28 protein-coding genes are annotated in these 26,656 nt (G+C 64.0%); 19 read left to right on the top strand and 9 right to left on the bottom strand.

The window, feature by feature from the left end; genetic code table 11:
- The first annotated feature begins 275 nt into the window (after nucleotides 1-275).
- Together ligA and AC0L2H_RS06915 are read left to right on the top strand one after the other, a co-directional pair.
- Nucleotides 276-2,480, top strand: coding sequence for an NAD-dependent DNA ligase LigA (gene ligA, locus AC0L2H_RS06910; RefSeq protein WP_473589524.1), 2,205 nt, complete (start codon nucleotides 276-278; stop codon nucleotides 2,478-2,480).
- A complete protein-coding gene (locus AC0L2H_RS06915; RefSeq protein ID WP_473589525.1) occupies nucleotides 2,480-3,172 on the top strand; it encodes a DUF2461 domain-containing protein in 693 nt (230 codons plus the stop codon). Before ligA ends, AC0L2H_RS06915 begins: the two co-directional genes overlap by 1 nt.
- Before the next feature lie 35 nt (nucleotides 3,173-3,207).
- Here AC0L2H_RS06915 and AC0L2H_RS06920 read toward each other — a convergent pair whose 3' ends face one another.
- Entirely contained in the window at nucleotides 3,208-3,966 is a 759-nt protein-coding gene (locus AC0L2H_RS06920; RefSeq protein ID WP_473589526.1) for an SDR family NAD(P)-dependent oxidoreductase, read from the bottom strand.
- Between the two features lie 161 nt (nucleotides 3,967-4,127).
- Between AC0L2H_RS06920 and AC0L2H_RS06925 the strand changes: the two genes are divergently transcribed.
- The 11 genes from AC0L2H_RS06925 (at nucleotide 4,128) to AC0L2H_RS06975 (ending at nucleotide 14,555) form a co-directional block, all read left to right on the top strand.
- Nucleotides 4,128-5,537, top strand: coding sequence for an aldehyde dehydrogenase family protein (locus tag AC0L2H_RS06925; protein WP_473589527.1), 1,410 nt, complete (start codon nucleotides 4,128-4,130; stop codon nucleotides 5,535-5,537).
- Between the two features lie 15 nt (nucleotides 5,538-5,552).
- Complete coding sequence (locus AC0L2H_RS06930) at nucleotides 5,553-6,356, top strand: N-formylglutamate amidohydrolase (protein WP_473589528.1); 804 nt, start codon at nucleotides 5,553-5,555, stop codon at nucleotides 6,354-6,356.
- Nucleotides 6,357-6,427: 71 nt separating this feature from the next.
- Nucleotides 6,428-7,012, top strand: a complete 585-nt coding sequence (locus AC0L2H_RS06935) for a helix-turn-helix domain-containing protein (protein ID WP_097575411.1) — start codon at nucleotides 6,428-6,430, stop codon at nucleotides 7,010-7,012.
- A gap of 156 nt (nucleotides 7,013-7,168) precedes the next feature.
- Nucleotides 7,169-7,894: an ABC transporter ATP-binding protein gene (locus tag AC0L2H_RS06940; protein ID WP_473589529.1), complete on the top strand. Its 726-nt coding sequence runs from the start codon at nucleotides 7,169-7,171 to the stop codon at nucleotides 7,892-7,894.
- 43 nt (nucleotides 7,895-7,937) lie between these two features.
- Nucleotides 7,938-9,092 (top strand): ABC transporter substrate-binding protein, encoded by a 1,155-nt coding sequence (locus AC0L2H_RS06945; protein WP_473589530.1) that lies wholly within the window; start codon nucleotides 7,938-7,940, stop codon nucleotides 9,090-9,092.
- Between the two features lie 55 nt (nucleotides 9,093-9,147).
- A complete protein-coding gene (locus AC0L2H_RS06950; RefSeq protein WP_473589531.1) occupies nucleotides 9,148-9,852 on the top strand; it encodes an ABC transporter ATP-binding protein in 705 nt (234 codons plus the stop codon).
- A 7-nt stretch (nucleotides 9,853-9,859) separates the two neighbouring features.
- The gene (locus AC0L2H_RS06955; protein WP_107650485.1) at nucleotides 9,860-10,759 is read left to right on the top strand and encodes a branched-chain amino acid ABC transporter permease; all 900 of its coding nucleotides are present in this window, start codon (nucleotides 9,860-9,862) and stop codon (nucleotides 10,757-10,759) included.
- 32 nt (nucleotides 10,760-10,791) lie between these two features.
- Nucleotides 10,792-11,868, top strand: coding sequence for a branched-chain amino acid ABC transporter permease (locus AC0L2H_RS06960; protein WP_473589532.1), 1,077 nt, complete (start codon nucleotides 10,792-10,794; stop codon nucleotides 11,866-11,868).
- 33 nt (nucleotides 11,869-11,901) lie between these two features.
- Nucleotides 11,902-13,296 carry a glutamine synthetase family protein gene (locus tag AC0L2H_RS06965; protein WP_473589533.1) on the top strand — a complete coding sequence of 465 codons (1,395 nt, stop codon included), beginning with the start codon at nucleotides 11,902-11,904 and terminating at the stop codon, nucleotides 13,294-13,296.
- Nucleotides 13,297-13,533: 237 nt separating this feature from the next.
- Entirely contained in the window at nucleotides 13,534-14,262 is a 729-nt protein-coding gene (locus AC0L2H_RS06970) for an AzlC family ABC transporter permease (RefSeq protein ID WP_473589534.1), read from the top strand.
- A complete protein-coding gene (locus tag AC0L2H_RS06975; RefSeq protein ID WP_097575419.1) occupies nucleotides 14,259-14,555 on the top strand; it encodes an AzlD family protein in 297 nt (98 codons plus the stop codon). The genes AC0L2H_RS06970 and AC0L2H_RS06975 overlap by 4 nt, the downstream gene beginning before the upstream one ends.
- Before the next feature lie 155 nt (nucleotides 14,556-14,710).
- On the opposite strand, the gene AC0L2H_RS06980 is transcribed toward AC0L2H_RS06975, so the two are convergent.
- Nucleotides 14,711-16,555, bottom strand: a complete 1,845-nt coding sequence (locus AC0L2H_RS06980; RefSeq protein WP_473589535.1) for an aminopeptidase P family protein — start codon at nucleotides 16,553-16,555, stop codon at nucleotides 14,711-14,713.
- Between the two features lie 320 nt (nucleotides 16,556-16,875).
- Between AC0L2H_RS06980 and AC0L2H_RS06985 the strand changes: the two genes are divergently transcribed.
- Nucleotides 16,876-17,061 (top strand): hypothetical protein, encoded by a 186-nt coding sequence (locus AC0L2H_RS06985; RefSeq protein ID WP_473589536.1) that lies wholly within the window; start codon nucleotides 16,876-16,878, stop codon nucleotides 17,059-17,061.
- 20 nt (nucleotides 17,062-17,081) lie between these two features.
- Here AC0L2H_RS06985 and AC0L2H_RS06990 read toward each other — a convergent pair whose 3' ends face one another.
- Both AC0L2H_RS06990 and AC0L2H_RS06995 read right to left on the bottom strand, forming a co-directional pair.
- A complete protein-coding gene (locus tag AC0L2H_RS06990) occupies nucleotides 17,082-17,954 on the bottom strand; it encodes a 50S ribosomal protein L11 methyltransferase (RefSeq protein WP_473589537.1) in 873 nt (290 codons plus the stop codon).
- 86 nt (nucleotides 17,955-18,040) lie between these two features.
- A complete protein-coding gene (locus tag AC0L2H_RS06995) occupies nucleotides 18,041-18,619 on the bottom strand; it encodes an SCO family protein (protein ID WP_473589538.1) in 579 nt (192 codons plus the stop codon).
- A gap of 197 nt (nucleotides 18,620-18,816) precedes the next feature.
- Between AC0L2H_RS06995 and AC0L2H_RS07000 the strand changes: the two genes are divergently transcribed.
- From AC0L2H_RS07000 to AC0L2H_RS07010, 3 genes are all read left to right on the top strand, one after another.
- Nucleotides 18,817-19,332 carry a CreA family protein gene (locus AC0L2H_RS07000; protein ID WP_473589539.1) on the top strand — a complete coding sequence of 172 codons (516 nt, stop codon included), beginning with the start codon at nucleotides 18,817-18,819 and terminating at the stop codon, nucleotides 19,330-19,332.
- Between the two features lie 110 nt (nucleotides 19,333-19,442).
- Nucleotides 19,443-20,084 (top strand): DapH/DapD/GlmU-related protein, encoded by a 642-nt coding sequence (locus AC0L2H_RS07005; RefSeq protein ID WP_473589540.1) that lies wholly within the window; start codon nucleotides 19,443-19,445, stop codon nucleotides 20,082-20,084.
- Nucleotides 20,085-20,185: 101 nt separating this feature from the next.
- Nucleotides 20,186-20,614, top strand: a complete 429-nt coding sequence (locus AC0L2H_RS07010) for a low affinity iron permease family protein (protein ID WP_473589541.1) — start codon at nucleotides 20,186-20,188, stop codon at nucleotides 20,612-20,614.
- A 2-nt stretch (nucleotides 20,615-20,616) separates the two neighbouring features.
- On the opposite strand, the gene AC0L2H_RS07015 is transcribed toward AC0L2H_RS07010, so the two are convergent.
- A complete protein-coding gene (locus tag AC0L2H_RS07015) occupies nucleotides 20,617-21,483 on the bottom strand; it encodes an SDR family NAD(P)-dependent oxidoreductase (protein WP_473589542.1) in 867 nt (288 codons plus the stop codon).
- A 133-nt stretch (nucleotides 21,484-21,616) separates the two neighbouring features.
- Here AC0L2H_RS07015 and AC0L2H_RS07020 point away from each other — a divergent pair, with 133 nt between their 5' ends.
- Nucleotides 21,617-21,898, top strand: a complete 282-nt coding sequence (locus AC0L2H_RS07020; protein WP_473589543.1) for a hypothetical protein — start codon at nucleotides 21,617-21,619, stop codon at nucleotides 21,896-21,898.
- 56 nt (nucleotides 21,899-21,954) lie between these two features.
- Here the strand turns inward: AC0L2H_RS07020 and AC0L2H_RS07025 are convergent, their stop codons facing one another.
- The 3 genes from AC0L2H_RS07025 to AC0L2H_RS07035 all read right to left on the bottom strand — a co-directional run bounded on the left by AC0L2H_RS07025 (nucleotide 21,955) and on the right by AC0L2H_RS07035 (nucleotide 23,810).
- Nucleotides 21,955-23,055, bottom strand: coding sequence for a DUF930 domain-containing protein (locus AC0L2H_RS07025; protein WP_473589544.1), 1,101 nt, complete (start codon nucleotides 23,053-23,055; stop codon nucleotides 21,955-21,957).
- Nucleotides 23,056-23,235: 180 nt separating this feature from the next.
- Nucleotides 23,236-23,589 (bottom strand): TMEM175 family protein, encoded by a 354-nt coding sequence (locus AC0L2H_RS07030; RefSeq protein WP_473589545.1) that lies wholly within the window; start codon nucleotides 23,587-23,589, stop codon nucleotides 23,236-23,238.
- Entirely contained in the window at nucleotides 23,550-23,810 is a 261-nt protein-coding gene (locus AC0L2H_RS07035; RefSeq protein WP_473589546.1) for a TMEM175 family protein, read from the bottom strand. The genes AC0L2H_RS07030 and AC0L2H_RS07035 overlap by 40 nt, the downstream gene beginning before the upstream one ends.
- Before the next feature lie 138 nt (nucleotides 23,811-23,948).
- Between AC0L2H_RS07035 and AC0L2H_RS07040 the strand changes: the two genes are divergently transcribed.
- Nucleotides 23,949-25,157, top strand: coding sequence for an MFS transporter (locus AC0L2H_RS07040; protein ID WP_473589547.1), 1,209 nt, complete (start codon nucleotides 23,949-23,951; stop codon nucleotides 25,155-25,157).
- A gap of 10 nt (nucleotides 25,158-25,167) precedes the next feature.
- Here the strand turns inward: AC0L2H_RS07040 and AC0L2H_RS07045 are convergent, their stop codons facing one another.
- A complete protein-coding gene (locus AC0L2H_RS07045; protein WP_473589548.1) occupies nucleotides 25,168-26,640 on the bottom strand; it encodes an MATE family efflux transporter in 1,473 nt (490 codons plus the stop codon).
- Nucleotides 26,641-26,656: the final 16 nt, after the last annotated feature.

The following is a 26,656-nucleotide window of genomic DNA, read 5'->3' on the forward strand; positions in this document are numbered from 1 at the left end:
GTACGCTCCGCTCCGGCCTTCGCCGGCCGAAGCCCTCGTAGGGGCCTCCGTGCTATGAACGCTACGGCCGGCGTAGGCCGGTTCTCGGAAGCCACCCTTCTCGACTCGGCCTGACCTGAATCTCGACACATCCGCGAGGTGTGTGATTCTCCATGCCTGGAATCTGAGTCAGGAGATGGCTGCATCCCGCTGTTCAGGCATGATTTTCTTGCGGGCTGGCTCCCTTGCGGCAAATCCTGATCTATAGTGTCGCGCCACGTTCAGGGAAGAAAAGCATGTCCGAAAAACCTGTCGATTCGCTCAGCGAAAGCGAGGCGGCCAGCGAGCTGAAGCGGCTGGCGCAGGAGATTGCCGAGCACGACCGGCGCTACCATGGCGAGGACGCGCCGATAATCACCGACGCGGAATATGATGCACTGACGCGGCGCAACCTCGCCATCGAAGAGCGCTTCCCCGACCTGGTCCGTGAAGATTCGCCATCGCGCCGGGTCGGCTCGCCGCCGGCGGAGGGCTTTGCCAAGGTGCGCCATGCGGTGCCGATGCTCAGCCTCGCCAAGGCCTATACCGACCAGGACGTCACCGACTTCATCGAACGCGGCCGGCGCTTCTTCGATCGCGACAAGGATCTCGACATCGCCTTCACCGCCGAGCCGAAGATCGACGGGCTGTCGGCTTCGCTGCGCTATGAAGGCGGCGTGTTCGTGCAGGGTGCAACGCGCGGCGACGGCACTGTCGGCGAGGACATCACCGCCAATCTCAGGACGATCGCCGACATTCCCAAGCGCCTGAAAGGCTCGGGCTGGCCGGATGTCATCGAGATACGCGGCGAGGTCTACATGACCTATGCGGAATTCGAGGCACTGAAGCAACGCTCGATGGCGGCCGGCGGCCAGGACTACGTCAATCCGCGCAATACGGCGGCCGGGTCGCTGCGCCAGAAGGATCCATCCGTCACCGCCAGCCGCAATCTCAGGTTTTTCGCCTACGCCTGGGGCTATACGACGGCGGATCCCGCTCCGACGCAGTACGATTCGGTGCAGAAATTCAAAGAGTGGGGGTTCCAGATCAGCCCGCTGATGGTGCGGGCCAAGTCGGTCGAGGAACTGGTCGCGCATTACCACCTGATCGAGGAGCAGCGCTCGTCGCTGGGCTACGACATCGACGGCGTCGTCTACAAGGTCGACCAGCTGGAACTGCAGCGCCGATGGGGTTTCGTCACCGGCGAACCGCGCTGGGCCGTCGCGCACAAATTCCCGGCCGAACAGGCCATGACGACGGTGCAGAGGATCGACATCCAGGTCGGCCGTACCGGCACGCTGGCGCCGGTTGCGCGGCTGGCGCCGGTCACTGTCGGCGGCGTCGTGGTCGAAAATGTCACGCTTCACAATGAAGACTACATCAAGGGCCTGGACAGCACCGGCCAGCCGATCCGCGACGGCATCGATGTGCGCATCGGCGACACGGTGGTGATCCAGCGGGCAGGGGACGTCATCCCGCAGATCGTCAGCGTCGTCATCGACAAGCGGCCGGCCGAAGCCGTGCCGTACGAATTTCCGCATATCTGTCCGATTTGCGGCTCGCCGGCGACGCGCGAGATCAACGAGAAGACCGGCAAGGAAGATTCCCGCCGCCGTTGCACCGGCGAACTGATCTGTCCCGCGCAGGCCGTGGAAGGATTGCGCCACTTCGTGTCACGTGGCGCGTTGGACATTGAAGGCCTCGGCGCCGAAAACATCGACCTGTTCTTCAATGCGGGTTTGATCAAGACCGCCGCCGATATCTTCACGCTCAGGGATCGGCGTCCGGCGGTGACCAAGGCGCTGGCCGAGCGGCGCGAGGAGCAGGCCAGGCAGCGTGAGGCCGCGTCGGGCAAGACCCGCAAGAATGTGCGCAGCGTCGAGGAACGCAATTACGAAGGCCTCGACAAGCTCTTCGCCGCCATCGACTCTCGCAGGGAACCCGAGCTTGACCGCTTCATCTTCGCGCTGGGCATCCGCCATATCGGCGAAACGACGGCAGCCGTGCTTGCCCGAACCTTCTCGACCATCGAGGAGCTGATCCGCGTCGGCAAGGAGACGGCAGCGGCGGCCGATCCGCACACCGTGTTCCCATCGATCAACGGCATCGGCGACACGGTGATCAACGCGCTGCGCGATTTCTTCGGCAACGAGCGCAATGACGACGTGTTGGATGCGCTGCTCGCCCAGGTCCGGCCGAAACCATACATCGTGGACATCTCCGCCGACAGCGAGGTCGCCGGCAAGACGATTGTGTTCACCGGTACGCTGGAAAAGATGACGCGCCCGGAAGCCAAGGCGATGGCGGAACGTCTCGGCGCCAAGGTCGCGGGCTCGGTTTCGGCCAAGACCGATCTGGTCGTTGCCGGACCGGGCGCCGGCTCCAAGCTCAAGCTCGCTACCGAAATCGGCATCGAGGTGATCGACGAGGACGCCTGGCTCGCGCGGATCGGCAAGGCGTGATGGCCGGCACGTTCAACGGTTTCGGCCAGAAGGCCATCCCATTTCTCAAGGCGCTGGATTTCCACCAGAGCCGGGAATGGTTTCAGGAGAACCGCGACCTCTACGACCGTGAGCTTTATGAGCCGTTCGGAGATCTGGTGGAAACGCTTTCCGGACGCTTTGCGGCGGCGGGGCTGGGCTTGCGGGGCGATCGCAAGAAATCGCTGTTCCGCATCAACCGCGACGTGCGGTTTGCCAAGGACAAAAGGCCCTACAACAGCCATCTGTCGGCCATCCTGTCGCCGGATGGCACCAAGATGGAGCAGGGCGTGTTCTTCGTCTACATCGGGCTCGACCGTTGCTTTGCCGGCGTTGCCTGGTGGCAGCCTGGCCCGGAGCTGCTCCAGGCCATGCGAAAGGCGATCGCGACCAAACCGGCGGAATTCCGCGGCCTGATCGGGAAACTGAACAAAGCCGGCCTCGAACTCGACACGGAAGGATGCCTGAAGCGCGCGCCACGCGGCTTCGAGCATGTCAGCGAAGCCGATCTCGCCCAGGCCGTCCGCAACCGGCATTTCGCCGTCCACCACACAATCGATCCGGCCGGCATCCACACGCCGGCCCTCGTCGATGAACTCGTCGACTTCTCTCTACGCGCCAAGCCACTGCTGGACTGGGGCAGGGCGATCCAGGGCAAGGTTTCGGTGGGTTAGGGTTTGCCGGTCCGATCCGATCGCTTCTATGACGGTTACATCCGCATCAAAAGACCGCCGTCGACGGGAAGTTCTATCCCGGTGATGTAGCTTGCCGCGTCGGAGAGCAGGAAAAGCGCTGCGTTGGCCATGTCCTGCGGGGTGCCGATCCGGCCGAGCGGCGCGTAACTGGCGACCGCCGAGCGCTTTTCCTCGGTGTCCCAGCGCGCCTGCAATGGCGTCAGCGCCATGCCCGGACAGATGGCGTTCGACCGGATGCGGTCGCCGGCAAGCTGCATGGCCAGCGATTTGGAAAGCGCGCAGACGCCCGCCTTCGATGCCTGGTAGGCATCCTGCGGGTTCGCGTCGCCGCGATACCACTGGATGGTCGAGAAGTGGACCATGGCCCCGCCGCGCCCGCCGGAGCGCATGTAGGGGACGACCGATCGTGCCGTGTGCACGAAGGATTTCAGGTTGATGGCGAAGACCTGGTCCCAGACGTCGAGATCCATGTCGAGAGCCGATCTGTCGCGGCCGAACCAGAGCACGCCGGCGACATTGGCGAGATAGTCGATGCCGCCGCGCTCGCGGCCCGCCGTGCCGACGACCTGTTCGACGAAGGCGGCGTCGGTGAGATCGCCTTGCGCGAAATTGAGCCTGTCGTCATAGGATGCGAATGACGCCGGACGAGCCTTCACGTCGATAGCGGTCACGGAGGCTCCTGCTTCGAGCAGCGCAAGCGCGATCGCTTCGCCCATGCCGCCACCGGCGCCAGCGACAACCGCGTGCCTGCCGGTGAAATCATAAACGATCATCTGCTTTCCCTCATCTGCTCCGCCCAACGCGATCGCTGGACAATGCCGGACAATAGGGGCGGATAAAAATTCCATCAAGCGGTATTAGAAAAAATTTGCCAAAATGGAAAATCGCGATATCGTGCCCGGATGACTTCCCAGCTCGAACGGATTTCACGACCATGAATTTGCATCCCGGCGCGCGGACCTTCTCCGTGACCTCTCCCGTCGACGGCTCGACCTATGTGACGCGTGGCTATGCTGACGGCACGGCAATCGAGGCCGCGCTGACGCGGGCCCGGGCGGCATTGCCGTCCTGGCGGCGGATGCCGCTGGCCGAGCGCCTGGCGATCCTGCTGCGCTTCGGCGAGGAGATGAAGGCGCGGGCCGCCCCGCTCGCCGAGATGGTCGCATGGCAGATAGGCCGACCTCTGTGGCAGGCGGATGAGACGCCGCGCCTGGCGCTGATCGGACAGCTGCTTTCCGACATCGCTCCGCAAACGCTGGCGGACGTGCCTTATCCCTCCGACGAGACCATCCGCCGCTATGCGCGGCCGGTGGCTGGCGGCCTGCATCTGTCGATCTGTGCCTGGAACTATCCGACCGCCATGCTGGGCTATCTGGTGACGTCGCCGCTTGCGGCCGGCAATGTCGTGATCTTCAAGCATTCGCCGCAGACACCGCTGATCGCGGAGGTGGCTGAGGAGGCGTTCCGCGCCGCCGGCGGTCCCGAAGGCGTGTTCCAGAGCCTGCATCTCGATCACGCGGACGCGGAGCGCCTGATTGCCTCCGGCACCTTCAATGCGGTGAACTTCATCGGCTCGGTCAATGGCGGCCGGCGCGTCCATGCCGCCGCCGCCGGCACCTTTACCCAGGTGCATCTCGAACTCGGCGGCAAGGACCCAACCTATGTGCGGGCCGATGCCGACGTCGATGCGGCGATACCGCTGATCGCCGAAGGCACATACTCCAATGCCGGCCAGTCCTGCTGCTCGGTCGAGCGCATCTATGTCGACCAGGCGATCCATGACCGCTTCGTCGACGCTCTTGTCGCCGAGACTGCGAAATGGACCATCGGCCATCCGATCGGCGAGAAGCCGATGGTCGGCCCGGTGGTGCGGGCGAGCGCCGCTGAGACGATCCGCGATCTCACCGAAAGCGCGGTGCGGGCAGGGGCGCGGCGGCTGATGCCGCAGGACGGCGCCCTCAAGGCCGCGGGGCTCGGCGCCGCCTACGTCGCTCCGGAAGTCCTGGTCGGGGTCGACCACGGCATGCAGATCATGCGCGACGAGCTGTTCGGGCCGGTGGCTTGCATCCAGCCGGTCAACAGCGACGATGAGGCGCTTCGGTTGATGAACGACAGCGATTTCGGCCTCAGCGCCTCGATCTGGACGCAGGACATCGACCGCGGCGTGGCGCTGCTCGATGAGGTCGAGGCCGGCACCGTCTATCTCAACCGCTGCGACCACGCCGACCTGCATCTGCCCTGGGGCGGCATCAAGAATTCAGGCCTCGGCCGCACCAATGGCCGCGCCGGCCTGATAGAAGCGACGGCGGCGAAGTCCTATCACGTCCGCTCGGTCATCGGTTGAATTGGAGGTCGTGCGGTGAACGCTGCGAGCCTTGCAGGGCTTGACGATGCAACCGTCGAGGTGCTGGCCGCAACCAGTGTCGAGCGGCTGCTGCCCGGCGCGGCGAGCCCTTATCTGCTGATCGCCGAGCACGCCGGCAATCTCGTGCCGGCGCCATGGCATGACCTTGGCCTGGCCGCACCCTATCTTGGCACACATTTCGCCGTCGATATCGGCATCGACGCCTTGACGCGCCGGCTGTCGCGGACGTTGCGGGCGCCGGCCGTGGTCGCGCATTATTCGCGGCTGTTCCTCGACTATAACCGACCGGCGGGCGAGTGGGACTTCATGCGGCCCGATCTCGGCGGCATTCCGGTGCCAGGCAACCTCGCGGTCGGTGCGACGGACGCCAGGCTGCGCAAGCGCATCGCCTGGGCGCCGGTCGAACAAGCGATTATCGAGACCGCGGCAGGCAGGCAGGCGCTCGTGTCGATACATTCCTTCACTCCGGTGATGGGCGGCATCAGGCGCGACGTCGACATCGGCGTGCTCTGGCGCGAGCCGTCGGCCTTCGTCACGTCGGTGCTCAAAACCATCGGCGCGCATGGCGCCGAAGCAGGCTTGAGGATCGGCGACAACGCGCCCTATGACTGGCGTCAGGCGGTTGGCTACACGCTGAACCGCCACGGGCTCAAGCAGGGCAGGCCCTGCCTCTATCTTGAAGTCCGCAACGACCTGCTTTCCGATCCGGAAACTTTCGAACTCGTCAGCCAGACCCTGGAGGCAAGCTTTGCCACTGTCGCGATGTCACTATGGCCGAAATCAGCCGTAGCCGTCTAAAGGCTGGACGCCTTCCGGCCGCGCCGCTAGAGCTTGTCGAATTGGAAACACGACAGCCAAGGGCGTGGGCGATGCAGGGCAATGTGGGCAGCAAGATCCGGGATGCGCGCAAGGAGCAGAACATCACGCTGCGCGACCTCAGCGAGCGCTCCGGCCTTTCGGTCTCGCAACTGTCGAAGCTCGAGAACGGCAAGGCGCGCCTGACGGTCGACGTGGCGCTGATGATCGCCGGCGTGCTGCATGTGCCGGTGGCTTCCTTCCTGTTCAGCCCGAAGCCGGGCATGCAGGCGCGCCGCTCGATCACACGCGCCGGCAGCGGCATCCTGCATCAGGGCAACGCCATGGAATTCGAGGTGTTGTGCAGCGATTTTCGCGACAAGACCAATATTTTCTGGCGGGTTACGCTGCGGGCAAGGAGCTTCGAGGAGAATGGCGGCTGGCGCAGCCATTCGGGCGAGGAGTTCATCCATGTGCTCAGCGGCAGCCTGGAACTGCACACGGTCCACTATGACCCGACGGTGCTGCAACCGGGCGACAGCATCCTGTTCGACGGCGAAATGCGGCACGCCTATATCGCGCTCGGCGACGAGCCCGTGGTCATGCTGATGTCGAACACAGTCCCGCGCGACGGGCTGCCGGCCGGCGCTGGAGTCTGATCCCGATCGGCCGGATTTCAGGCCCGGAATTAGGCTCCCACAAGAATATTTTCTAAAATGGAAAAAAATACTTGTTATGGAAAAGTCAGGGGTCTAGCATCCTGATGACCGGCTGACAGGAGAAAAAGCCATCGGCCGGGATGGGAGATGTGACCGATGCTGTCGGTTGAGGCAGTCAGCAAGACCTTTGGCGGCGTGCAGGCCTTGCGCAGTGCTTCGCTGTCTTGCGCGGCCGGCGAAATCCTCGGCTTGATCGGCCCCAACGGCGCCGGAAAATCCACCCTGGTCAACGCGATCGCCGGCGTGCTCAAGCCGGATGCCGGCAGCGTGACGCTGGCAGGCAAGGAAATCACCGGCCACGGTCCCGAGCATTGCGCGCGGGCCGGCGTTGGCCGGACCTTCCAGACCATCCGGCTGTTCAGGGATTTGACCGTCCGGCAGAATGTCGAGGTCGCATACATCACCTGTCGCTCGGTTCGCCCCGATGTCGCGGCCCGCATCGGCGTCGACCGGCTGCTTGCCCAATATCAGCTGGACGGCTTCGCCGATGTTCCGGCCGGGACATTGTCCTATGGCAGCCAGCGCCGGCTCGAAATCGCCCGCGCGCTGGCGCTCGGTCCGCTGCTGCTTCTGCTCGACGAGCCCGCGGCCGGGCTCAACGAAGATGAATCCGAGACGCTGGCGGTGGCGATCGAGGGTATTCGCAGGGATGTCGGCTGCGCGACCATCGTCATCGATCACGATCTGCGTTTCATCAACCGGCTGTGCGACCGGCTCTGCGTCATGGACCAGGGCCAGGTGATCGCATCCGGGCAGACCGAAGAAGTGTGGCGCGATCCGCGCGTTATCGAGGTTTATGTCGGGCAGTCCGAGACATCGTGACGATGCCTGGGAACTGACACAACAAGAGAGAAGGAGGGGTTCAATGGACAGGATGATCTTGGGGGCCGCGATTGCCGCGGCGGGGCTCTTGCAGGTGGCGCATGCCGGCGCCGCCGATCTGAAGATCGGGCTCGCCGTTGCGATGACCGGTACCTACGCGCCTTACAGCGAGGCAGAAGGCGCGCGCTGCATGGCCGACAAATTGAACAAGGCGGCTGGCGCCGGCGATCCCAAGATCGAACTGATGATCGAGGACAATCGTTCCGATCCGCAGCTTTCGGTTTCGCTCGGCCAGAAGTTCCTCGATGCCGGCGCCCAGGTCATCACCGGCGTGCCGTTTCCGGATGCGCTGATCCCGACCGCCCAGATCGCGGAGCCCTATGGCGCCACCGTGTTTTCGGCGCCGAACACCCAGATCGAGATGCAGCAGGCCGGCCTCGACAATTTCATCGCCGGCGCCGTGCCCGATCCGATCAATGCGGCGGCAACCGCCGACGCGCTCTATGGCAAGGGTGCGCGCACCGTGGCGCTGCTGGTCTCGCCGGATGCCGGATCCTATTCGGAGAAGCTGCCGGAATGGTTCGGCGAGGTGTTCGAGCATCTCGGCGGCAAGGTCGTCTCCAAGCTCAACTATTCCTGGGGCACCACCGACTGGTCGCCGCAGATCGCCAGCATCAAGGCACTGCCGCAGAAGCCGGACGCCATCCATGTCTGCGGCGTGCTGCCCGATGTCGGCATCCTCATTCGCCAGCTGCGCGCCAATGGCTATGACGGCTGGGTCGCCGGTTGCGATGCCTTCGACGACAAGTCGCTGGAAGGAACCGTCGGCGATCCGGCGTCGCTGGAAAAGGTGATGTTCGCCACCCATGGCGCGACCGGCGTCGACAGCCCGATCGACCACTTCCTGGCGCAGTGCAAGGCCGATGGCTACAAGATCAACGGCATCTTCGATGCACTCGGCGCGGATATGGTGCAGATCAGCTATGAGGCGGCGAAGAAGTCCGGCACCGTAGAGCCCGCTGCCTTGCGCGAAGCGATCCGTGCACCCGGCGGCTATCCCGGCACTACGGCGCCGATCATCTCCTTCGCCGAAAAGAAGGGCTATCCGGTCAAGGCCGTGCCGGTGATGGGATTCTCCGGCGGCAAGCGCGTGCTCATCACCGACGCGCAGCCGACCTTCGTCCCTGCCTTGAAGTGATTGGCAAAGCTGTTTCGATGAATGATCGGGCGATAACTCCAGTGCGGGCCGGTTCGTGCTGAAGGTCGAGAATCTGAGCGTGCGCTATGGGGCGGTTGCCGCCGTGCGCGACCTGTCGCTGTCGGTGGGGCAGGGCGAGCTTGTCGCCCTGCTTGGCCCGAACGGCGCCGGCAAGAGCTCGACCATCAACGCGCTGACGGGCCTTGTCGCACCGTCGGCCGGCCGTATCGTGCTCGACGGCCGGGACATATCGCGTATTCGAACCGAGGACCGCATTCGCGCCGGCCTGACATCGACGCCGGAAGGCAGGCACATCTTCGCCAATTTGACGGTCGGCGAGAACCTGCGGCTGGGCGCGGCGACGCGGCGCGATCCCAAAGGCGTGCGCCAGGACATGGAGCGCTTCCTCGCTTTGTTCCCGGTTCTCTCCGAGCGCTATGCACAGGCAGCCGGCACGCTTTCGGGTGGCGAGCAGCAGATGCTGGCCATTGCGCGATCGCTGATGTCGCGGCCCAAGCTTCTGCTTCTCGACGAACCCTCGCTGGGGCTGGCGCCGAAGATCGTCGTGCGGATCTTCGATTTCATCGGCCAGCTCAAGGCCGAGGGGCTGACGCTGCTGGTGGTCGAGCAGAACGCCAGGCAGGCGCTGCGCTTTGCCGACCGCGTCTATGTCATGAGTTCCGGCGCGCTTCGCTTCGACGGGCCGCCATCCGGGCTTGCCGACGAACATGGCCTCCTCAATCTCTATATCGGCGGATAGGCGCGGCATGGACTACGCTTTGCAGCAACTTTTGAACGCCCTTGCCTTCGGCGCGGAATATTCGCTGGTGGCGCTTGGCCTGGCGGTGGTGTTTTCGATCATGGGGCTGGTGAACTTCGCCCATGGCGAGATCATCGGCGTTTCGGCCTACAGCGTGTTCCTGGCAGCGGCGCTGGGGCTGACGTCGCCAATCGTCGCGGTTCTGCTGGCCATTGCGGCGGCGGCGCTGGCGGCGGTCGCCTTCGAGCGCGTGGCGTTCCGGCCGGTGCGCTATGCGCCGACGACGACGGGATTGCTGACGGCCTTCGGCGTCAGCATCGTCGTGCAGAACCTGTTCATGCTGCTGATCTCGCCGAAGCCGCAATCGGTCTCGATCCTCAATGGCCTGAACCAGATGTGGTTCTTCGGGCCGTTCGCGGTGTCGTCGCTTCAGGTCATGGAATTGATCGTCTCCGGCCTGACCATCCTGGCCCTGGTGCTTTTCCTGAACCGGTCGACGCTCGGCCTGGCCATCCGCGCGGCCTCACGTGATTTCGCCACCGTTCGCCTGATGGGCATCAGGGCCAACCGGGTGATTGCCACCGCCTTTGCCATTTCGGGCGCGTTGGCCGGCATCGCGGCCGTGTTCATCATGGCGCGGCGCGGCAGCGTCTCGCCCGATCTCGGCTTCAGCCTGGTGCTGAAGGCTTTCGTGGCCTGCGTCATTGGCGGCTTCGGCTCGCTTCCCGGGGCGGCGGTCGGCGGCATGCTGCTCGGCTTCATCGAAGTCGGCCTGCTCGTCGCCTTGCCGCAGGAATATGGGGGCTTCAAGGACGCGCTTACCTACGTGATCATCGTCGCGCTCCTCGTCTACCGACCGGAAGGCCTGCTTGGCCAACGGGTGGAACTCGGCGACAAGGAGATTTGAGGGTGGGGAGATCTGGGGTGGCGAGAGCAGAGATGCCGCAGGTGATCGAAGATACCGCACCTGCCGCTGCCGCACGGCCCGGCGGCGCCTTGGCGCGCTCGCTGGTCGGCGGGCTGGTGACGTCGTTGCCGGTGCTTATCGTCGGGCTGCTGATTCTGAACTTCGCGCCGACTTACTACACCTTCCTGGCGCTCGGCGCCTTCGTGAACCTGATCGTCGTCGTCGGCCTGCAAGTGTTCATGGGCAACAGCAACATCGCCAATCTTGGCCACAGCGCCTTTGTCGGGCTTGGCGCCTATGGCGTGGCCATCCTGTCGACGCCGCTGGCGATGAAGAAGCTTTCTATCCCCAATGCCCCGTTCGGGTTCGCGACGCTTGAGCTCGACCCCGTCTCGTCGGCGCTGCTCGCGCTGCTTGCGGTCGGCATTCTGGCCCTGCTCAGCGGCAAAGTCATCAGCCGCCTTTCGGGCGTCGCCGCGACGATCGTCAGCCTGGCGCTGCTGATCATCGTCCACTCGGTGTTTCTGAACTGGGCCGATCTGTTCAAGGGCAACCAGGCCTTCTTCGGCATCCCGAAGGTGGTAGGCCTGCCCTGGATGATGGCAATGTCGGTCGTGGCGATCGTGCTGGCGCGGCTGTTCAAGGACAGCCGCTGGGGCCTGCAGCTGAGGGCCAGCGCCCAGAGCCCGCAAGCCGCCGCCGCCCTCGGCATCGATGCCCGGCGCCTGCGCCTCGTGTCATGGGTGTTGTCGGCGCTGATCTGCGGCCTGGCTGGCATTCTCTACGCCTATTTCGCCGGCACGATCAGCCCGAAGCTGTTCTACTTCCAGATGATCTTCAACACGCTGGCGATGCTGATCCTCGGCGGCATGGCGACGGTCACCGGCGCGGTGACCGGCGTCATCGTGCTTTCGGTCGGGCTCGAATTCATCCGCAGCATCGAATCCGGCGTCACGATTGCCGGCATCCAGTTGCCGCAATTGCTCGGCCTGTCGGGTGTGGCGCTTGGCGTCGTCATCGTGCTTTGCATGGCCTTCCGGCCAAGCGGCATCAGCGGCCGCTACGAACTGGACGAGTTGCTGTCGCGATTTTTCAGGCGCGCAAAATAGCGAAGCCTGGTGTTTCTTGGTGGAGGTTTGAAAGTGGAATTTGAGGACAGGGTCGCGGCGTATGCGCCCGAGCTTAAGGCGTTGCAGAGCAAGCTGGCAGCCGACGGCGTCGAATTCATCGAGATCCATACGGTCGACACGTCAGGCGCCTTCCGCTCGAAGATCGCGCCGCTCAAATTGTCGAGCCATGGCGAGTCGATCAATGCCATCCTCTATTGCGTTACCCATGGCGACGGCCAGCCGATGGGTGATGTCGCCTTCGCCTCGGCGAGCGCCAATGAAGAGAACGGCTTTCCCAACATCAAGGGCATCATCGATCCAGCGACCGTCGTCCGGCACGGCTGGAAACCGAAATTCGCCTCGGCCATCACCCGCGCCTACATGCTCGACGGCGCGGTCTGCCCGTTCGATCCGCGCGGCGTTCTGGCCAAGGTCGAGGAGCGGGCCAATGCGCTTGGCTACGAAGCGCGTTTCGCGCTCGAATATGAGTTCGGCATTTTCCATGCCGACCATGATCTGATGCGTGCCGGCCGCTATCGCGAGTTGAAGCCCTGGGGCCATTCGCTGATCAACTACGATCTGGTGCGCAGCGGCGAGTACCAGGATTTCGCCGCCGAGTTCATCACCCGCATGAAAAGCATCGGCATCGGTGTGGCCTCGCTGGTGACCGAATACGGCTTTGGCATGTATGAATACGCGCTGACGCCGAAGACGGCGCTGCAGGCGGCAGACGACGCCATGCGCGCCAAGCTGCATCTGCGCGAATTGTGCGCCGAACGCGGGCTTGTCGCGACCTTCATGACGCGGTTCCAGCCGCCGGGCAAGGAGAGCGCCTGTGGCGCGCACCATCATGTCAGCCTGTGGCGCGACGGCAAGCCGGCCTTCCCGGCCGGTCCAAACCGGCTGACGCCGGTCGCCGAGAAATTCCTTGCCGGCGTACTCAACCGGATGCAGGAAACGCACCTGTTGTTCCGGCCCACCGTCAATTCCTATCGCCGCTTCGATCGTGGCGCGTGGTCGCCGGAAGACGTCGCCTGGGGTTTCGAGAACCGCACCGCGCCGATCCGCGCCATCACCACACCCAGTGACGACGCCTGCCGGCTGGAGCATCGCGCGCCCGGAGCCGACATCAACCCGTATCTGTCGATCGCGGCGATCCTGGCGGCGGGCTGCGAGGGGATCGAGAAGGATCTTTCGCTCGAAGCACCGGCGACATCGAACCTCGCCAATCTCGACAAGCCGAAACTGCCGCGCACGCTCAACGCCTCGATCGAGGCTTTCGCAACGTCCGATTTCTGCGCCGAGGCCTTCGGCGAGGTGTTTCGCGACAATTACGCCGAGAGCCGGCGCGCCGAACAGGCGGCCTTCGACGCCTGGCAGGCATCGCATATCACCGACTTCGAATGGCAGCGCTATTTCGTCAGCTGAAGCGAGCGAACTTGCCGGCATTCTGTGCCTGGCGCGGTCGGGGCGATCATTTCGGTTGATCGTTTGGCTCAAGCGAATTGGTGTGACAAGGCCGGCGACCCTCCCTACATCAGGCTCTTTGATCGCATCGGCCCGAAAATCGATACCGATTTTCGGAAAACACGATGCGTAGACTCAAAATTGTTAGAGCGTCCTTTGCCCGTCCAATAGGACGCGCGGCGCTCTAAGGAGCGGTGGATGTCGGTGGAAGCGATCTCCGAAAACGGCGCCAGAAGCGATTTCTGGCAAGGAGTGCGGCTTTCGATGCCTGTCGTGGTGGCGTCGGCGCCGTTCGCGCTGCTGTTCGGTGCGATCGCCGTCGACAACGGCTTCTCGGTGCTTGAAGCCTTCCTGATGAGCGCCCTGGTCTTTGGCGGCGCCAGCCAGATGGTCGGCATCGAATTGTTCGGTCAGCACGTCGCGCCATGGCTCATCGTGCTGTCGATCTTCGCGGTGAATTTCCGTCATGTGCTCTATTCCGCGGGCATCGGCCGGCGCATCGCGCACTGGCCGCTGTTCCAGCAGGCGCTCGGCTATTTCATCCTCACCGATCCGCAGTTCGCGGTGGCCGAGCGCAAGGCGGAAGCCGGCGAAACCGTCGGCTTCGCCTGGTATCTCGGCCTGGGGTTGCCGGTCTATGTGTTCTGGGTGATCGAAAGCGCGTTGGGTGCGGTGTTCGGCAAGCTCATCCCGGACACGCATGCGCTGGGCATCGATTTCCTGCTGCCGATCTATTTCCTTGGCCTGGTCCTGGGCTTTCGCAAACGGCCATTGTGGCTGCCGGTGGTCATGGCAAGCGCTGCCGCCTCCATCATCGCCTACAAGACGGTCGGATCGCCATGGCACGTTTCCATCGGCGCCATCGCCGGCGTGCTGCTTGCCGTAATCCTGCCGCCCCACCATAGCGGCGTCGAGGCGCGGCCATGAGCACGACCTTGTGGATCATCATCGCCGGTGCGGTCGCCACCTATCTCACCCGCATTGGCGGGCACCTCGTCATCTCGCGCTTCGAAAACATCCATCCGCGCGTCGAGGCCGGGCTGAACGCCGTGCCGGCGGCGGTGCTGACGACACTGGTGGCGCCGGCCGCCCTCACAGCCGGACCGGCGGAATGGGCGGCGCTCATCGTCACAGCGCTGGTTTCGCTGCGCGGCGGGCTGATGGCGATGTTCCTGGCGGGTGCCGCGGTGCTGATCCTGGCGCGGCAGTTCGTGGGGTAAGGTATGTTGATATTCAGGTGATGCCGGGCCTGCAAACGGCGGGTTCCTGCGCTTCCGGTGCTCACGTACCAAAGTACGCTCCGCTCCGGTTCTCGGAACCCACCGTTTTCGACTCGGCCTGACCTGAATCTCAACACCTTGTGCCTCTTCGAAAATCAGATCTTGGCGTCGTGCGGCAGCGGTGCGGTTGCCTTTTCCAGCCAGGCCAGCGTTTCGCCATCGAGCATCGGTCCGATCTCGGCCAGCACGCGCGCGTGGTATTGGTCGAGCCAATGCAGCTCGTCGCGCGTCAGCAGGTCCGATCGCACCAGCCTGACGTCGATGGGCGCCAGCGTCAGCGTCTCGAAACCGTGCATGGCGATGTCGCCGCCCTCTATCGCCTCGGCCGGGGTCACCAGGACGAGGTTCTCGATCCGGATGCCGTAGGCGCCTTCCTTGTAGTAGCCGGGCTCGTTGGAGAGGATCATGCCGGCAAGCAGCTTTTCGGTGCCGGTCCTGGCGATGCGTTGCGGGCCTTCATGCACGGCCAGATAGGAGCCGACGCCATGGCCGGTGCCGTGGGCGAAATCGCAGCCATGCCGCCATAGCGCGATCCGCGCCACCGCGTCGATTTCGGAGCCGCGCGTGCCCGGGGGAAAGCGCAAAATGGAAATGCCGATCATGCCCTTGAGCACCAGGGTGAAGCGCTCGCGCATCTCCTCGGTCGGCTTGCCGATCGGTACGGTGCGGGTGATGTCGGTGGTGCCGTCCTGGTACTGCCCGCCGGAATCGAGCAGGAACAGTTCGCCGGACTTGAGTTTGCGGTTGGTGGCGCGCGAAACGCGATAGTGCATGATGGCGCCGTTCGGGCCGGCGCCCGAAATCGTGTCGAAGGACACATCGCGCAGCGGCATCTGCGTTTCCTCGCCGGTGCTGCGGCGGCACTCCTCGAGCTTGGTGACGACGGCGATCTCGTCGAGCTTTCCGGGCTTCTGGCGGTCGAGCCAGCAGAGCAGCCTGGCAATGGCGGCGCCGTCGCGGCGATGCGCGGCGCGCGCGCCGTTGATCTCGGCCTGGTTCTTCGTGGCGCGTGGAATGCGGGCGGGGTCGGGCGCTGCAATGACGGTGCCGCCATTGTCCTCGACCAGCATCCGGAGTTTTTCGGCCGCCAGCACCGGGTCGAGCGCTATTCTGGCGCCGCCCTTGGCGAGCGCCGCGACAGCTGCTTCGAACTCGCCGGGTTCGTGCAGGTCGGCGAGCTGGGTCAGATAGGCGGCCACCGTGCGCGAGAATTTGCGCTGGTCCATGAACAGCTGATGCTTGCCGTCGGCGGCAAGCACGGCGAAGCCGAGCGCCAGCGGCGTATGCGGCACGTCGCCGCCACGGATATCGAAGGCCCAGGCGATGGAAGACGGGTCGGTCAGCACGGCATGGGTTGCGCCGTCCTTGCCGATGGCCGCCGCCAGTTGCACCAGCTTGTCCCGGCCCAGTTCGCCGGCGAAGCCGATCGGGTGAATCTCGACCGGCGCCAGCGGCGGTTCGGGCTGGTCCGTCCAGATGGCGTCGATGGGATTCCTGTCGAGCGGCACCAATACGACGCCCGATTTCTCGGCCGAGGCTTTCAGCGCCTTGACGTCGCCGATCGTCTGCAGCCACGGATCGAAGCCGAGCCGCACGCCCTTGCCGAGATTGTCCTTGATCCAGATGGCAGGTGGTTTGTCGACCAGGCTCTCGATCGCAAAGATGTCGAGATCGACCTCCTGGCGCACCTGCAGCGTGTAGCGCCCGTCGACGAACATGGAGGCGCGCTCGCCAAGCACGATGGCGACGCCGGCCGAGCCGCTGAAACCGGTCAGCCATTTCAGCCGCGCCGAGCGGTCGGCGACATATTCGCCCTGATGCTCGTCGGCGCGGGGCACGATGAAGCCATCCAGCCCATTGGCCGCCAGCCATTGGCGCAGGAGCGCCACACGCGGCTTGCCGACGGCAGGATCGCCAGCGGAATCAAAGGTCTGGAACATGGTGGCCTCTCCTCGGATGCTGGCCGCAACCTAGAGCATTTTGCAGCCAAGTGGAATCACTTGGCGTCGCACAAATGCGGCCAAAACAAATAGATAGAGCGGGATGCGCATTCAATCTGAACGCATCCCGCTCTAGCTGTGCATGGCTCCGAAAATCGGAATCGACTTTATTGCGTCGCCCACCGGCTTGGCGGGAATCAGGGGGAGGTCGCTTTTTCGCATGGAGGCTATGCGGAATAGGCGATTCCCAGACAGGTCAGCAAAGCTTACCTTTCAACCGTGGAGGAATGTGTCCCTGTTGTCCTGCAAAGGAGACTGTCATGCCCACGATTCCAGCCAGACGCGGATTTTTCAGAAACGCCATGAACGCGCTGATAGAAGCCCGCCAGCGCGAAGCGAACCGATATGTGAGCGGTGTGCTGCTCTACCTCGACGACGAAACGTTGAAGGCGCACGGCTATGATCGCGAAGACCTGAGGAAGGCCGCAAAATCCCCCTACGTCTGAGCGATTTTGCGGGTTGACGCTCACCGCTTGAGATGGATCGTCACCCAGCCCTCGCGGTGCACGGTCCTGACATGGCGGAACTGCTGGCCGACATAGGCCGCAATCACCGCGTCGCGCTGCCGGTCGAGGATGCCTGACAGCACGATCGAGCCGCCCAAGCCGATATGCTTGGCCATTTGCGGCGCCAGCCGCATCAATGGCCGCGCCAATATGTTGGCGACGATGAGGTCGAAGGGCGCGCGCGCGGCAAAGATCGGATGGTGGAAACCCGGCGCCATGACCGTTTCGACCAATGCCTTGACGTGGTTGAGACGGGCATTGGCAGCGGCCACCTTGACGGCGACCGGGTCGATGTCGGTGGCCAGCACCGGGATATGCGCAAGCTTGGCCACGGCAATGGCCAGCACGGCGCTGCCGGTGCCAAGGTCGAGCGCGTTGCGTGGGTGCTCGCGCCGCACGACCTGTTCCAGCGTTTCGAGGCAGCCGGCGGTGGTGCCGTGATGGCCGGTGCCGAAGGCCAGCCCCGCCTCGATCTCGATGGCGAGCTCACCGCTGCGGCGTTTTTCGCGGTCGTGCGCGCCATGGACGAAGAAACGGCCGGCACGCACCGGCTTCAGCCCTTCCAGCGAACGCGCCACCCAGTCGATATCGGGCAGTGCCTCGCGCACGATCGGCCTCGATAGCGAAAGGTCGGCCAGAATGCCCTTTACCCGCGCTTCCGCCGCGTCGACATCGCCGTCGGCATAGAGCGACACTTCGTGGATGTCACGGTCTTCGTCGACCTCCAGCACGGCAATCGGCAGGCCGTCATCCTCGAAGGCCGCTCCCAGGGCCGCGAAGATACGGTCGGCCTCGATCTTGCCGACCGTGAAGTAAAGCCGCGTCTGGGTCATGGACGGTGTTCTTGTTTGAGCATGATCTTATCCGAAAACCGGTTCCCACTTTTCGCTGGCGCGGTCCTTCGGTTCGGGATCATGCACTAGCCTTCCGCAGCCAGGCGCTTGAGCTTGGCGATGGCGGTGTCGGCGCTTTCGCCATAGGCGATGGTGCCGGCAAACTCCCCCTTGGCGTTGAGCAGCAGCACCGAGGCGGTGTGGTCCATCGTGTAGTCGCCGTCGCCGGTGTCGACCTTTTTCCAATAGATGCCGAAGGCCTTGGCCATGGCGTGCACCTTGTCCGGATCACCCGAAATGCCGGTGATGCGGTCGGAAAAATTGCCGACATAGGTGTTCATGATCGCGGGCGTATCGCGCTCGGGGTCGACCGAGACGAAATAGGCGCGCAGATCCTTGCCGCTGTCGCCCATCGTCTTCAGCCAGCCGGCCAACTCGAAAAGCGTGGTCGGGCAGACCTCGGGGCAATGGGTGAAGCCGAAGAAGACGACGCTAGGGTGGCCGCGAAGGGCGGCCTCGGTGATTGGAGCACCCTTCTGATCGACCAGCGCGAAGGGTGCGCCGTAGGGCTCGCCGCCATAGTGGCCGCGGTACCAGTCGAAGGTGAGCCAGCCGATGCCTGCCGCCATCAGGACGAGAATGCCGACCAGAATTGAACGCATCATCTGTTTTGTCCGTCGTGATTTTCATTGGGCGCAAGGGATCGGCGCGCCGTTTGGCGACCACTCTTAACTGTTTGATCCTGCGCACGCAAAGATGTCGCGTTGCCGCAACCGGCGGGTCCGCACGCACGATCCTGCTTGCAAAGCGCCGTCCTTTGCCCCACCTGAGACCGGCAAACTCGAACCGCAGGAGGCACCCGTTGCCAGGATTGATTGGGCCAGGACTGATTGGACGAAAACTGATCGGGGGCGCTTTGGCCGTATGTCTGGTCATCGGCGCCGGCGCGGCCGTCGCCCAGGAGGTCGGCAAGGTTGGCGTCGACTGGCTCGGCAACGACATCATCGTCGAGGCGATCAAGGATCCGAAGGTCGAAGGCGTGACCTGCCACGTCTCCTATTTCGACCGCGGCGTCATCGACCGCCTGCAGAAGGGCAACTGGTTCGAGGATCCGTCCGATTCCTCGATTTCCTGCCGCCAGACCGGACCGATCACCATCGGCGACATCGACATGAGCGAGGCCGGCGAGGAGGTGTTCAAGCAAGGCATCAGCCTGATCTGGAAGAAGCAGGTGGTGAACCGCATCTACGACAAGGCCAACGAGACGCTGATCTACCTGTCGCATTCGCGCCAGGTGCAGGACGGCTCGGCGAAAATGTCGGTCACCACGGTGCCGCTCTACGGCCAGAACGTGGTGTGGACCAAGGGCAAGCCCTAGTGGGCTCCGGCAACAACTGACGGATCATTGGTCCTGCTTGCGGGACCAATCGCGACGCGACAATTGCTCCCGCCTTGCAGGAGCAATTGCGCTGACGTAAATCCGCCGGCATGGATCGTGCCGAAAACCTTGTCCCGAAAGATCCCGAGCCGCGCATTCATCCGACCGCGGAATTGAAGGCGTGCAAGCTCGGGCGCTATGCCTCGATCGGCGAGCGCGTCATCCTGCGCGAGGTAACGGTCGGCGATTTCTCCTATTTCGAGCGCCATGCCGAGGCGATCTACACCACGATCGGCAAGTTCTGTTCGATCGCCGCCAACAGCCGCATCAACGCGCTGGAACATCCGATCGAGCGCCTGACGCAGCACAAGGTCAGCTACCGGCCGAACGAATATTTCCGCTGGCTGGGCGTCGATGCGACTTTCCGGGAGCGGCGGCGAGCCAAGTCCGTCAGCATCGGCCACGATGTCTGGATCGGCCACGGCGCAGTCATCCTGCCTGATGTGACCATCGGCAATGGCGCGATCGTCGGCGCCAATGCCGTGGTGACGCGCGACGTGCCGCCCTATGCCATCGTCGCCGGCGTTCCGGCCAGTCCGCTGCGCCAGCGTTTCACCACCGATATCGCCGCACGTATCGAAAATCTTGGCTGGTGGGACTGGCCAGTCGAAAAACTCGCCAGGGCAATCCCCGACATGCAGGCGCTGCCGATCGAAACCTTCCTCGACCGCTGGGAAGACGCCGCGTCCTGACCTCGTTCAGGCGCGTACCCGGCCGCAATCGCAAAATACTCCTCTCGCTGGGAACCCTGACCCGCCGCCGGTTGTTTCTCCCTGCCATCGAGGGAGTTCAGATGTTCGAGAAGCTTTTCACCAGGATCGCCAACAAGGTCGCCCGTCTTTCCGGCATGCCGCTGACATTTGCCCTCTGTTGCCTGATCGTCGTGACCTGGGCGGTAACCGGGCCGATTTTTGGTTTTTCGGACACATGGCAACTCATCATCAACACCGGCACTACGATCATCACCTTCCTGATGGTGTTCCTCATCCAGAACACCCAGAACCGCGACGGCGCGGCGATCCAGGCGAAGCTCGACGAGCTGATCCGGGTCGGCAAAGCCCACAACCACTTCATCGGCATCGAGCACCTGACCGAATCCGAAGTCGAGGAGATTCGCGCCAAATGCGAACGCGCGGCAAAACGGCATGACCGACAGGTCGCCGAGATGAACGCCAAGAAGGCCGCTGGCCAAAAGCGCGGCGCGAAAAAGCAGGCAGCCTGAGTTCAGCGCTGCATGAAGGCCGCGAAAGCGTCCTTGTGATCCGGGTGCCAGCGCGAGAGAGCAGGGCGGTTCTCGATGATGTCGCCGATCGCCCAGGCCATGCGCTTTTCGTCCATGGGCCGCGTCGCCTCATTGTCCGGGCACAATATGTAGAAGTCGTCCCGCATCAGCGAGGCCAGCATGAAGTCGATGACCTGCTCGCCGGTCCAGGCGCCGGCCGGCTTTTGCGTCGCGCCCTCGGTCAGGCCCGTGTAGGTGAAACCCGGGATGAGCAGATGCGCCGACAGATGGGCGCCCGGCTCGTTGCGCAGCGCATGCGCCAGCCCTTCGGTGAAGGTCTTCAGGGCCGATTTGGAGACGTTGTAGGCAAGGTTGCCGGGCGGCGTGGTGATGCCTTGCTTGGAGCCGGTGTTGACGATCAGGCCCGGCTTGCCAGCGGCCAGCATGCGCGGCGCAAAGGCCTCGACGCCATGGACAACGCCCCAGAAATTGATGTCCAGCAACCGCTTCCAGGCATCGCGGTTCTCCCAGGGTTTGCCGGGATTGTTGCCGACGCCGGCATTGTTCATCAGCAGCGACACCCCACCAAAGGCGCCGAATGCCTTTTCCGCCAGCCGGTCGATTTCACTCGCTTTCGAAACGTCGGTCGGGATCGCAAGCACGGCGCCGTCACCGCCGATCGTGGCGATGGCACGGCCGGCTTCGTCGAGACGCGCGCCGCCAATATCGGCCAGCACGATCTTCATGCCCAGCGACGCCAGCCGCCTGGCCGCGGCAAGGCCGATGCCGCTGGCGCCGCCGGTGATGACGGCGACATTGCCGGAAGCGAGAGCGGGCAAGGCAGTCTGGATTTCGGCGTCGGTGGTCATGGTTTTTTCCTTGTTTGAAGTAGCGCCGAACTTAGCGTGGGATGCGGCTCAGGCAAGCTTCTCTTGGCGTCTTCGGGTTGACCACATCGGCAAGCGCTGCGCATGTTGCCCGGCGAAAGAGGAGATTTTCCGATTGACCGACTGGATCGAGATCCTGAAAGAGCAGACCGCCACCGGCGACCAGATGGGCCGCGAAGTGGCGCAGATGCTGGCCAATCCCGATATCACCGAGGCGCAGGTGAAGACGCTGTTTTCGGCACTCGAAAAACAAGCGGAATTTGTCGAGAAGCTGCGCATGGCGCTGGAGAAGTTCGGCCATGATTTTTCCGTGATCAAGGCCGCCGAACGGCTGGAGGAGCGCTATGCCGATCTTGCGGCCTCCGTGGCGGAGAAGCTGAAGGCGATGCGCAAGTAGCCCAATTCCAGGAAAGGTGCGGAGTGGTTCCCTGCGGAATGCCTCAGCGTGGCCTGCTAGCGACCAGACAGTCCGTAGCGGGCCCATTCGCTGGGCGGGATCACAGGTCCGACACGGAAGGTCAAGGACAAGACTCGCGTCGCGTCGGTGTCGACCTCGCACCGGAAGCTTACATGATACCATCCCGTTGTTGCGCGGAAGGCGGCATCCGGAACGTCAACAATATTACCCACCTTCAGCAGAGCTTTTGGCAACAGCTCGGGAAGATATGAGGCGTCCAGCAGTCGCTGGTTCAATGCGTTGGCGCAAAGTGCGGCAACACGCTGATCGCGAGGCACGCCGCCCATTGAGGCGGTGGCAAACGCATCGCCCGTAGCGCCTTGCGAATAGAGTCTGCGAACACCTGGAAGGCCTGAATAAGCCAGTGATGCGGCAGCGGGGGCGTCCGTGGAACTTGGCCTTCTCGCGCTTCCGCCTCCGGGCTTCGCGACCTTTGCGGAGTTGGGCTTCGGCGTGGGTCTGGGCCGGGGCGCTTCGGCTGATGTGGGAAGCTCGACCTCATCGTCGCTGCCGGCAGCAGCCGACGGCGTTGGTGCCGCCTGCTTGTCGGCTTGCGTTCCCACATCCTGTTTGTCTACGTCCTGGGCCGATGGTGCCTGCTTTTGCTGTGTGGGCTCGGCGTCCTTCGCTGCGATTGCCGAGTTGTCGCCGACCTTGGCTGAATCTGCCTGCTCCTCGGCCTTCGGCATGACAGGCAGCTTCGAATCGTCATTCTTTGCCGGTGACGGCGCGTTGTCTTGAGGGCTGCTCCCTTCCAGGGATTTCCTGGGGCCGGTATCCTTCTCGCCGAACTGAAAAACAGGCTTCAGGACCTCGATTGGCGACGGCTTGCGCGGCTGCCTTTCCGGCGCAGGCGGCTTTTCAACCTTCTGCTCGGGCGGTTTTTCGACTTTGGGAGCCTTTGGGGGAGCAGGTTTCGGCTTTGGCCTGTCGGGCGGAGGTACGAGCGCGACATTTACCGGTTGCTCGTCCTGCGGCTGCTGGGGAGGCGTCGACAGGCCGTAGACCAGGAGCGCTGCGATGAGCGCATGCAGGACCAGCGATGCGGGCAGGCCCCACAGTAAATTCCGACGCCGCGCTCTTGTCTCGTCCTTCATCTAGACCGATGTGGAGTGAAATAGCGGCGGCATCAAGCATGAGCGTGGGAGCGGCGCGATTTTAGCCGCTGGACAGGTGATGATTTGGATGCGCATCCGCGTGTGGTGCCAAGCGGGTCGACAAAGGTGCGGCTGTGGAGAAAACCCCACATGGCCACAATGCCGGCAAAACCCTCGGACCTATTTTTCGATCATTCGCTCGAACCGCCTGTCTGGAACAAACCAGATCATGGCGACAAGCACATAGATGGCGACACCGATCCATTGGTTGACGAAGGTGAGCAAGACACCGGCGATGTAGAGCGCCAGCGAAATCTTGCCCTTGCTGTCATGGCCGACCGCTTTTGCGAAGGTCGTGTCGGCGCCATGCAGGTGGCGCAGCCTGCTGACCAGGATGGCGTAGGCGACGGCGCAGAGGACAAGATCGACGCCGTAAACGGCGACCGGCACCGGGGCGAAGTGGTTTTCGCCCATGAAGGCGGTCGTCACCGGCATCAGCGACAGCCAGAACAGAAGATTGAGGTTTGCCCACAAGCGCCGCCGTCGACGCGCTGCACGGTGTGGAACATGTTGTGGAGGTTGTTCCAATAGATGCCGACATTGATGAAAGACAGGACATAGCTGAAGAAAACCGGCCATAGCGGCAAAAGCGCCGAAAGATCCTCGCCATGCGGCACCTTCAGCTCCAGCACCATGATGGTGATGATGATGGCGACGACGCCATCGGTGAATGCCTCAACTCTGCCTTTGCCCATGGATGCTCCCTAATCGATCGGCGGAGATTACGAGAGGTTCTCGCGCAAGACCATACCGCCAGAATTGTCAGGAGCGGGTTCGGCGTTCGGAACGGCCGCCTTACACAGACGTTGGGTTCCAACTGGCCGGAGGTCGCCATGACCAGCTACGCTCAAACCGTGACGCGCGACAACCAACTCGGCGGCGGCGCCGCAACGGCTGCTGTTGCCGCCATGATCGGCGCGCTGTTCGCCGGCAGCACGGCGCTGACACCACTTTACGTGATCTACAAGCAAGCTTTCGACTTTTCCCAGATCACGTTGACGCTGGTCTACGCCGTCTATGTCGTCGGCAACCTGGCGGCACTTCTGTTTTTCGGCCGGTTGTCGGATGCCATTGGCCGCCGTCCGGCGGCGTTGGCGGCAATGGCCGTCGCCATGGCAAGCGCGCTTCTCTTCCTTTTCGCCGAAAACCTGGCGTGGCTGGACATAGCCCGCATCTTGAGCGGCCTTGGCATAGGCGTGGGCGCAGGAACCGGCACCGCCTGGCTTGCCGAGCTGCTCGGGGGCGAGGACAAGTCGCGCGCCGCCATCGTTGCCACCAGCACCAACTTCATCGGCCTCGGTCTCGGCGCGCTGGTGTCGGGGCTGCTCGCCGAATACGCGCCGTGGCCGCTCAGGCTGACCTTCGTCGTCTATCTCGCCTTGCTTGTGCTGATCACGCTGCTGATCTGGCGCACGCGCGAGACCGTGCCGCGGCCGGGGCGGCTTGCCGATGTCTCGATGCGGCCGCGCCTTTCGGTTCCAGCCGATATCCGCACGCGTTTCGTGGCGCCCGCGGTGACCGGCTTCGCCGCAATGGCACTGGTCGGCTTCTATGCCGCGCTGGCGCCGAGCATTCTGGCGCAGCAGCTGCATGTGACCAATCATGCCGGCGCCGGCGGGCTGTTCTTCGAACTGGCGATGGTGACCGCGGCGACCATTGTGGCGACGTCGCGTCTGGCAAGCCGCACCGTCATGTTGGCGGCGCTTGTCCTGATGCTCCCGACGGTCGCGGTGATCGTCGCCGCGCAGTATTTCGCGTCGATGGCAACCATGATCGCCGGCACCGCGCTCTGCGGCGTGGCGGCGGCATTCGGCTATCGCGGCGGCCTGCAAGTGGTCAACCAGATCGCGCCGCCCGACCGGCGCGCCGAGGTGATGTCGGCCTTCTTCATCTGCTGCTTCTGCGGCAACGCGTTGCCTGTCATCGGCATCGGCATTCTGTCGAGCTGGACCACGGCGACCACGGCAAGCCTGGCCTTTGCCGTGACGATCACGGTCTTTTCCCTGGTGGCGCTGGGGTTCGGCGCGAAATACGCGCGTTGAACCAGCCTCTTCAGCCGTTCGACGTTTCCGGCGACAGATGCGCGCGCTGGCGCGGCACGCCGAGGCCGGTGTCAGGCGGCTCGCCGGCCGCCGGCCTGTCCTCGATCATGTGCATGGTGCGCCAGCGGCCGAAGCGATAATAAGCGGCGGCGAGCAGGAGCGAGGCGATCGAACCGGCGGGAAAGCTCCACCACAGCGCTTCCTCGCCGATCACGCTCCTGACGAAGTAGGCAAAGCCGGTGCGCACGATCAGCACCGAAATCACCAGGATGATCAGCGGCGGCATCACCGCGCCGGTGGCGCGCACGGTGGCGAAGAGCACGATGGTGACGCCGAACAGGATGAAGGACCAGGACGCGACATTGTTGATGTGGGCGGCGATGTCGATGGCCGCGCTGTCGCTGCTGAGGAACAGGCCGAGCACCGGGCGGTCGAAGACGAAAAGCAGCGCGACCAGCGCGCCGGTCAGCACCAGGTTGAAGCCGACGCCTGACATGGCGATATGGCCGATCCGGTCCCAGCGGCCGGCGCCGACATTCTGCGCCGCCATCGAGGAGACCGCGGCGCCGATCGCCAGCGCCGGCATCTGGATATAGGTCCAGAGCTGGGCGGCGATGCCGTAGGCGGCCGCGACCTGCGAGCCATAGGAGTTGACCATGCCCATCACAGTCAGCGCAGCGACCGAGATGACGATCATCTGCAGGCCCATCGGCACGCCCTTGAAGACGACGATGCGCAACAGCGCCGGGTCCGGCCGCAGCAGAGCGAGGTTGGCGCCGGCCAGCCGCAGCGGGTGCTTGCGTGCATAGAGCACGACGAGGATGGCAATGACGCTCACCGTCTGGCCGATCAGCGTTGCCGTGGCCGATCCGGCGATGCCGAGCTCGGGGAACGGGCCGATGCCGCGGATGAGCAGCGGGTTCAAGACGATGTCGAGCACGACGGCCAGCGCCATGAAGAAAAACGGAGTGCGTGAATCGCCGGCGCCGCGCAGCACCGTCATGACGAAGGAGAGCAGGTTCATCATCGGCACCGCGACGAAGATGATGCGCAGATAGGAGCGGGCGAGCGGCAGCGCGTCGGCCGGCGTGCCGAGCGCATTGAGAATTGCGTCGACCCAGATCCAGCCGCAGACCGCGAACAGCACCGAGACGGCGAAGAAGAAGGTGGCGCTGGTGCCGACGATGCGCCGGGCCTCCGGCAGGTCGCGGGCGCCGACCGATTGCGCGACCAGGATGGTCGCCGCCATGCCGATGCCGAACACCGTGCCGAGGATGAGGAATAGCACGAGGTTGGCGTTGGAGGTCGCCGTCAGCGCCGATTCACCGAGGAAGCGGCCGACCCAGACGGCATTGATCGATCCGTTCAGCGATTGCAGCACGTTGGCGCCGAGTACCGGCAACGCGAACAGCAGAAGCGTGCGTGGGATCGGGCCGCTGGTCAGGTCGCCGGTGCGGCGGCGCGCGGGCATCTTTTCGTCCATGGCGGGCTATTCGGCA

Source organism: Mesorhizobium sp. WSM4871 (genome assembly GCF_055811295.1).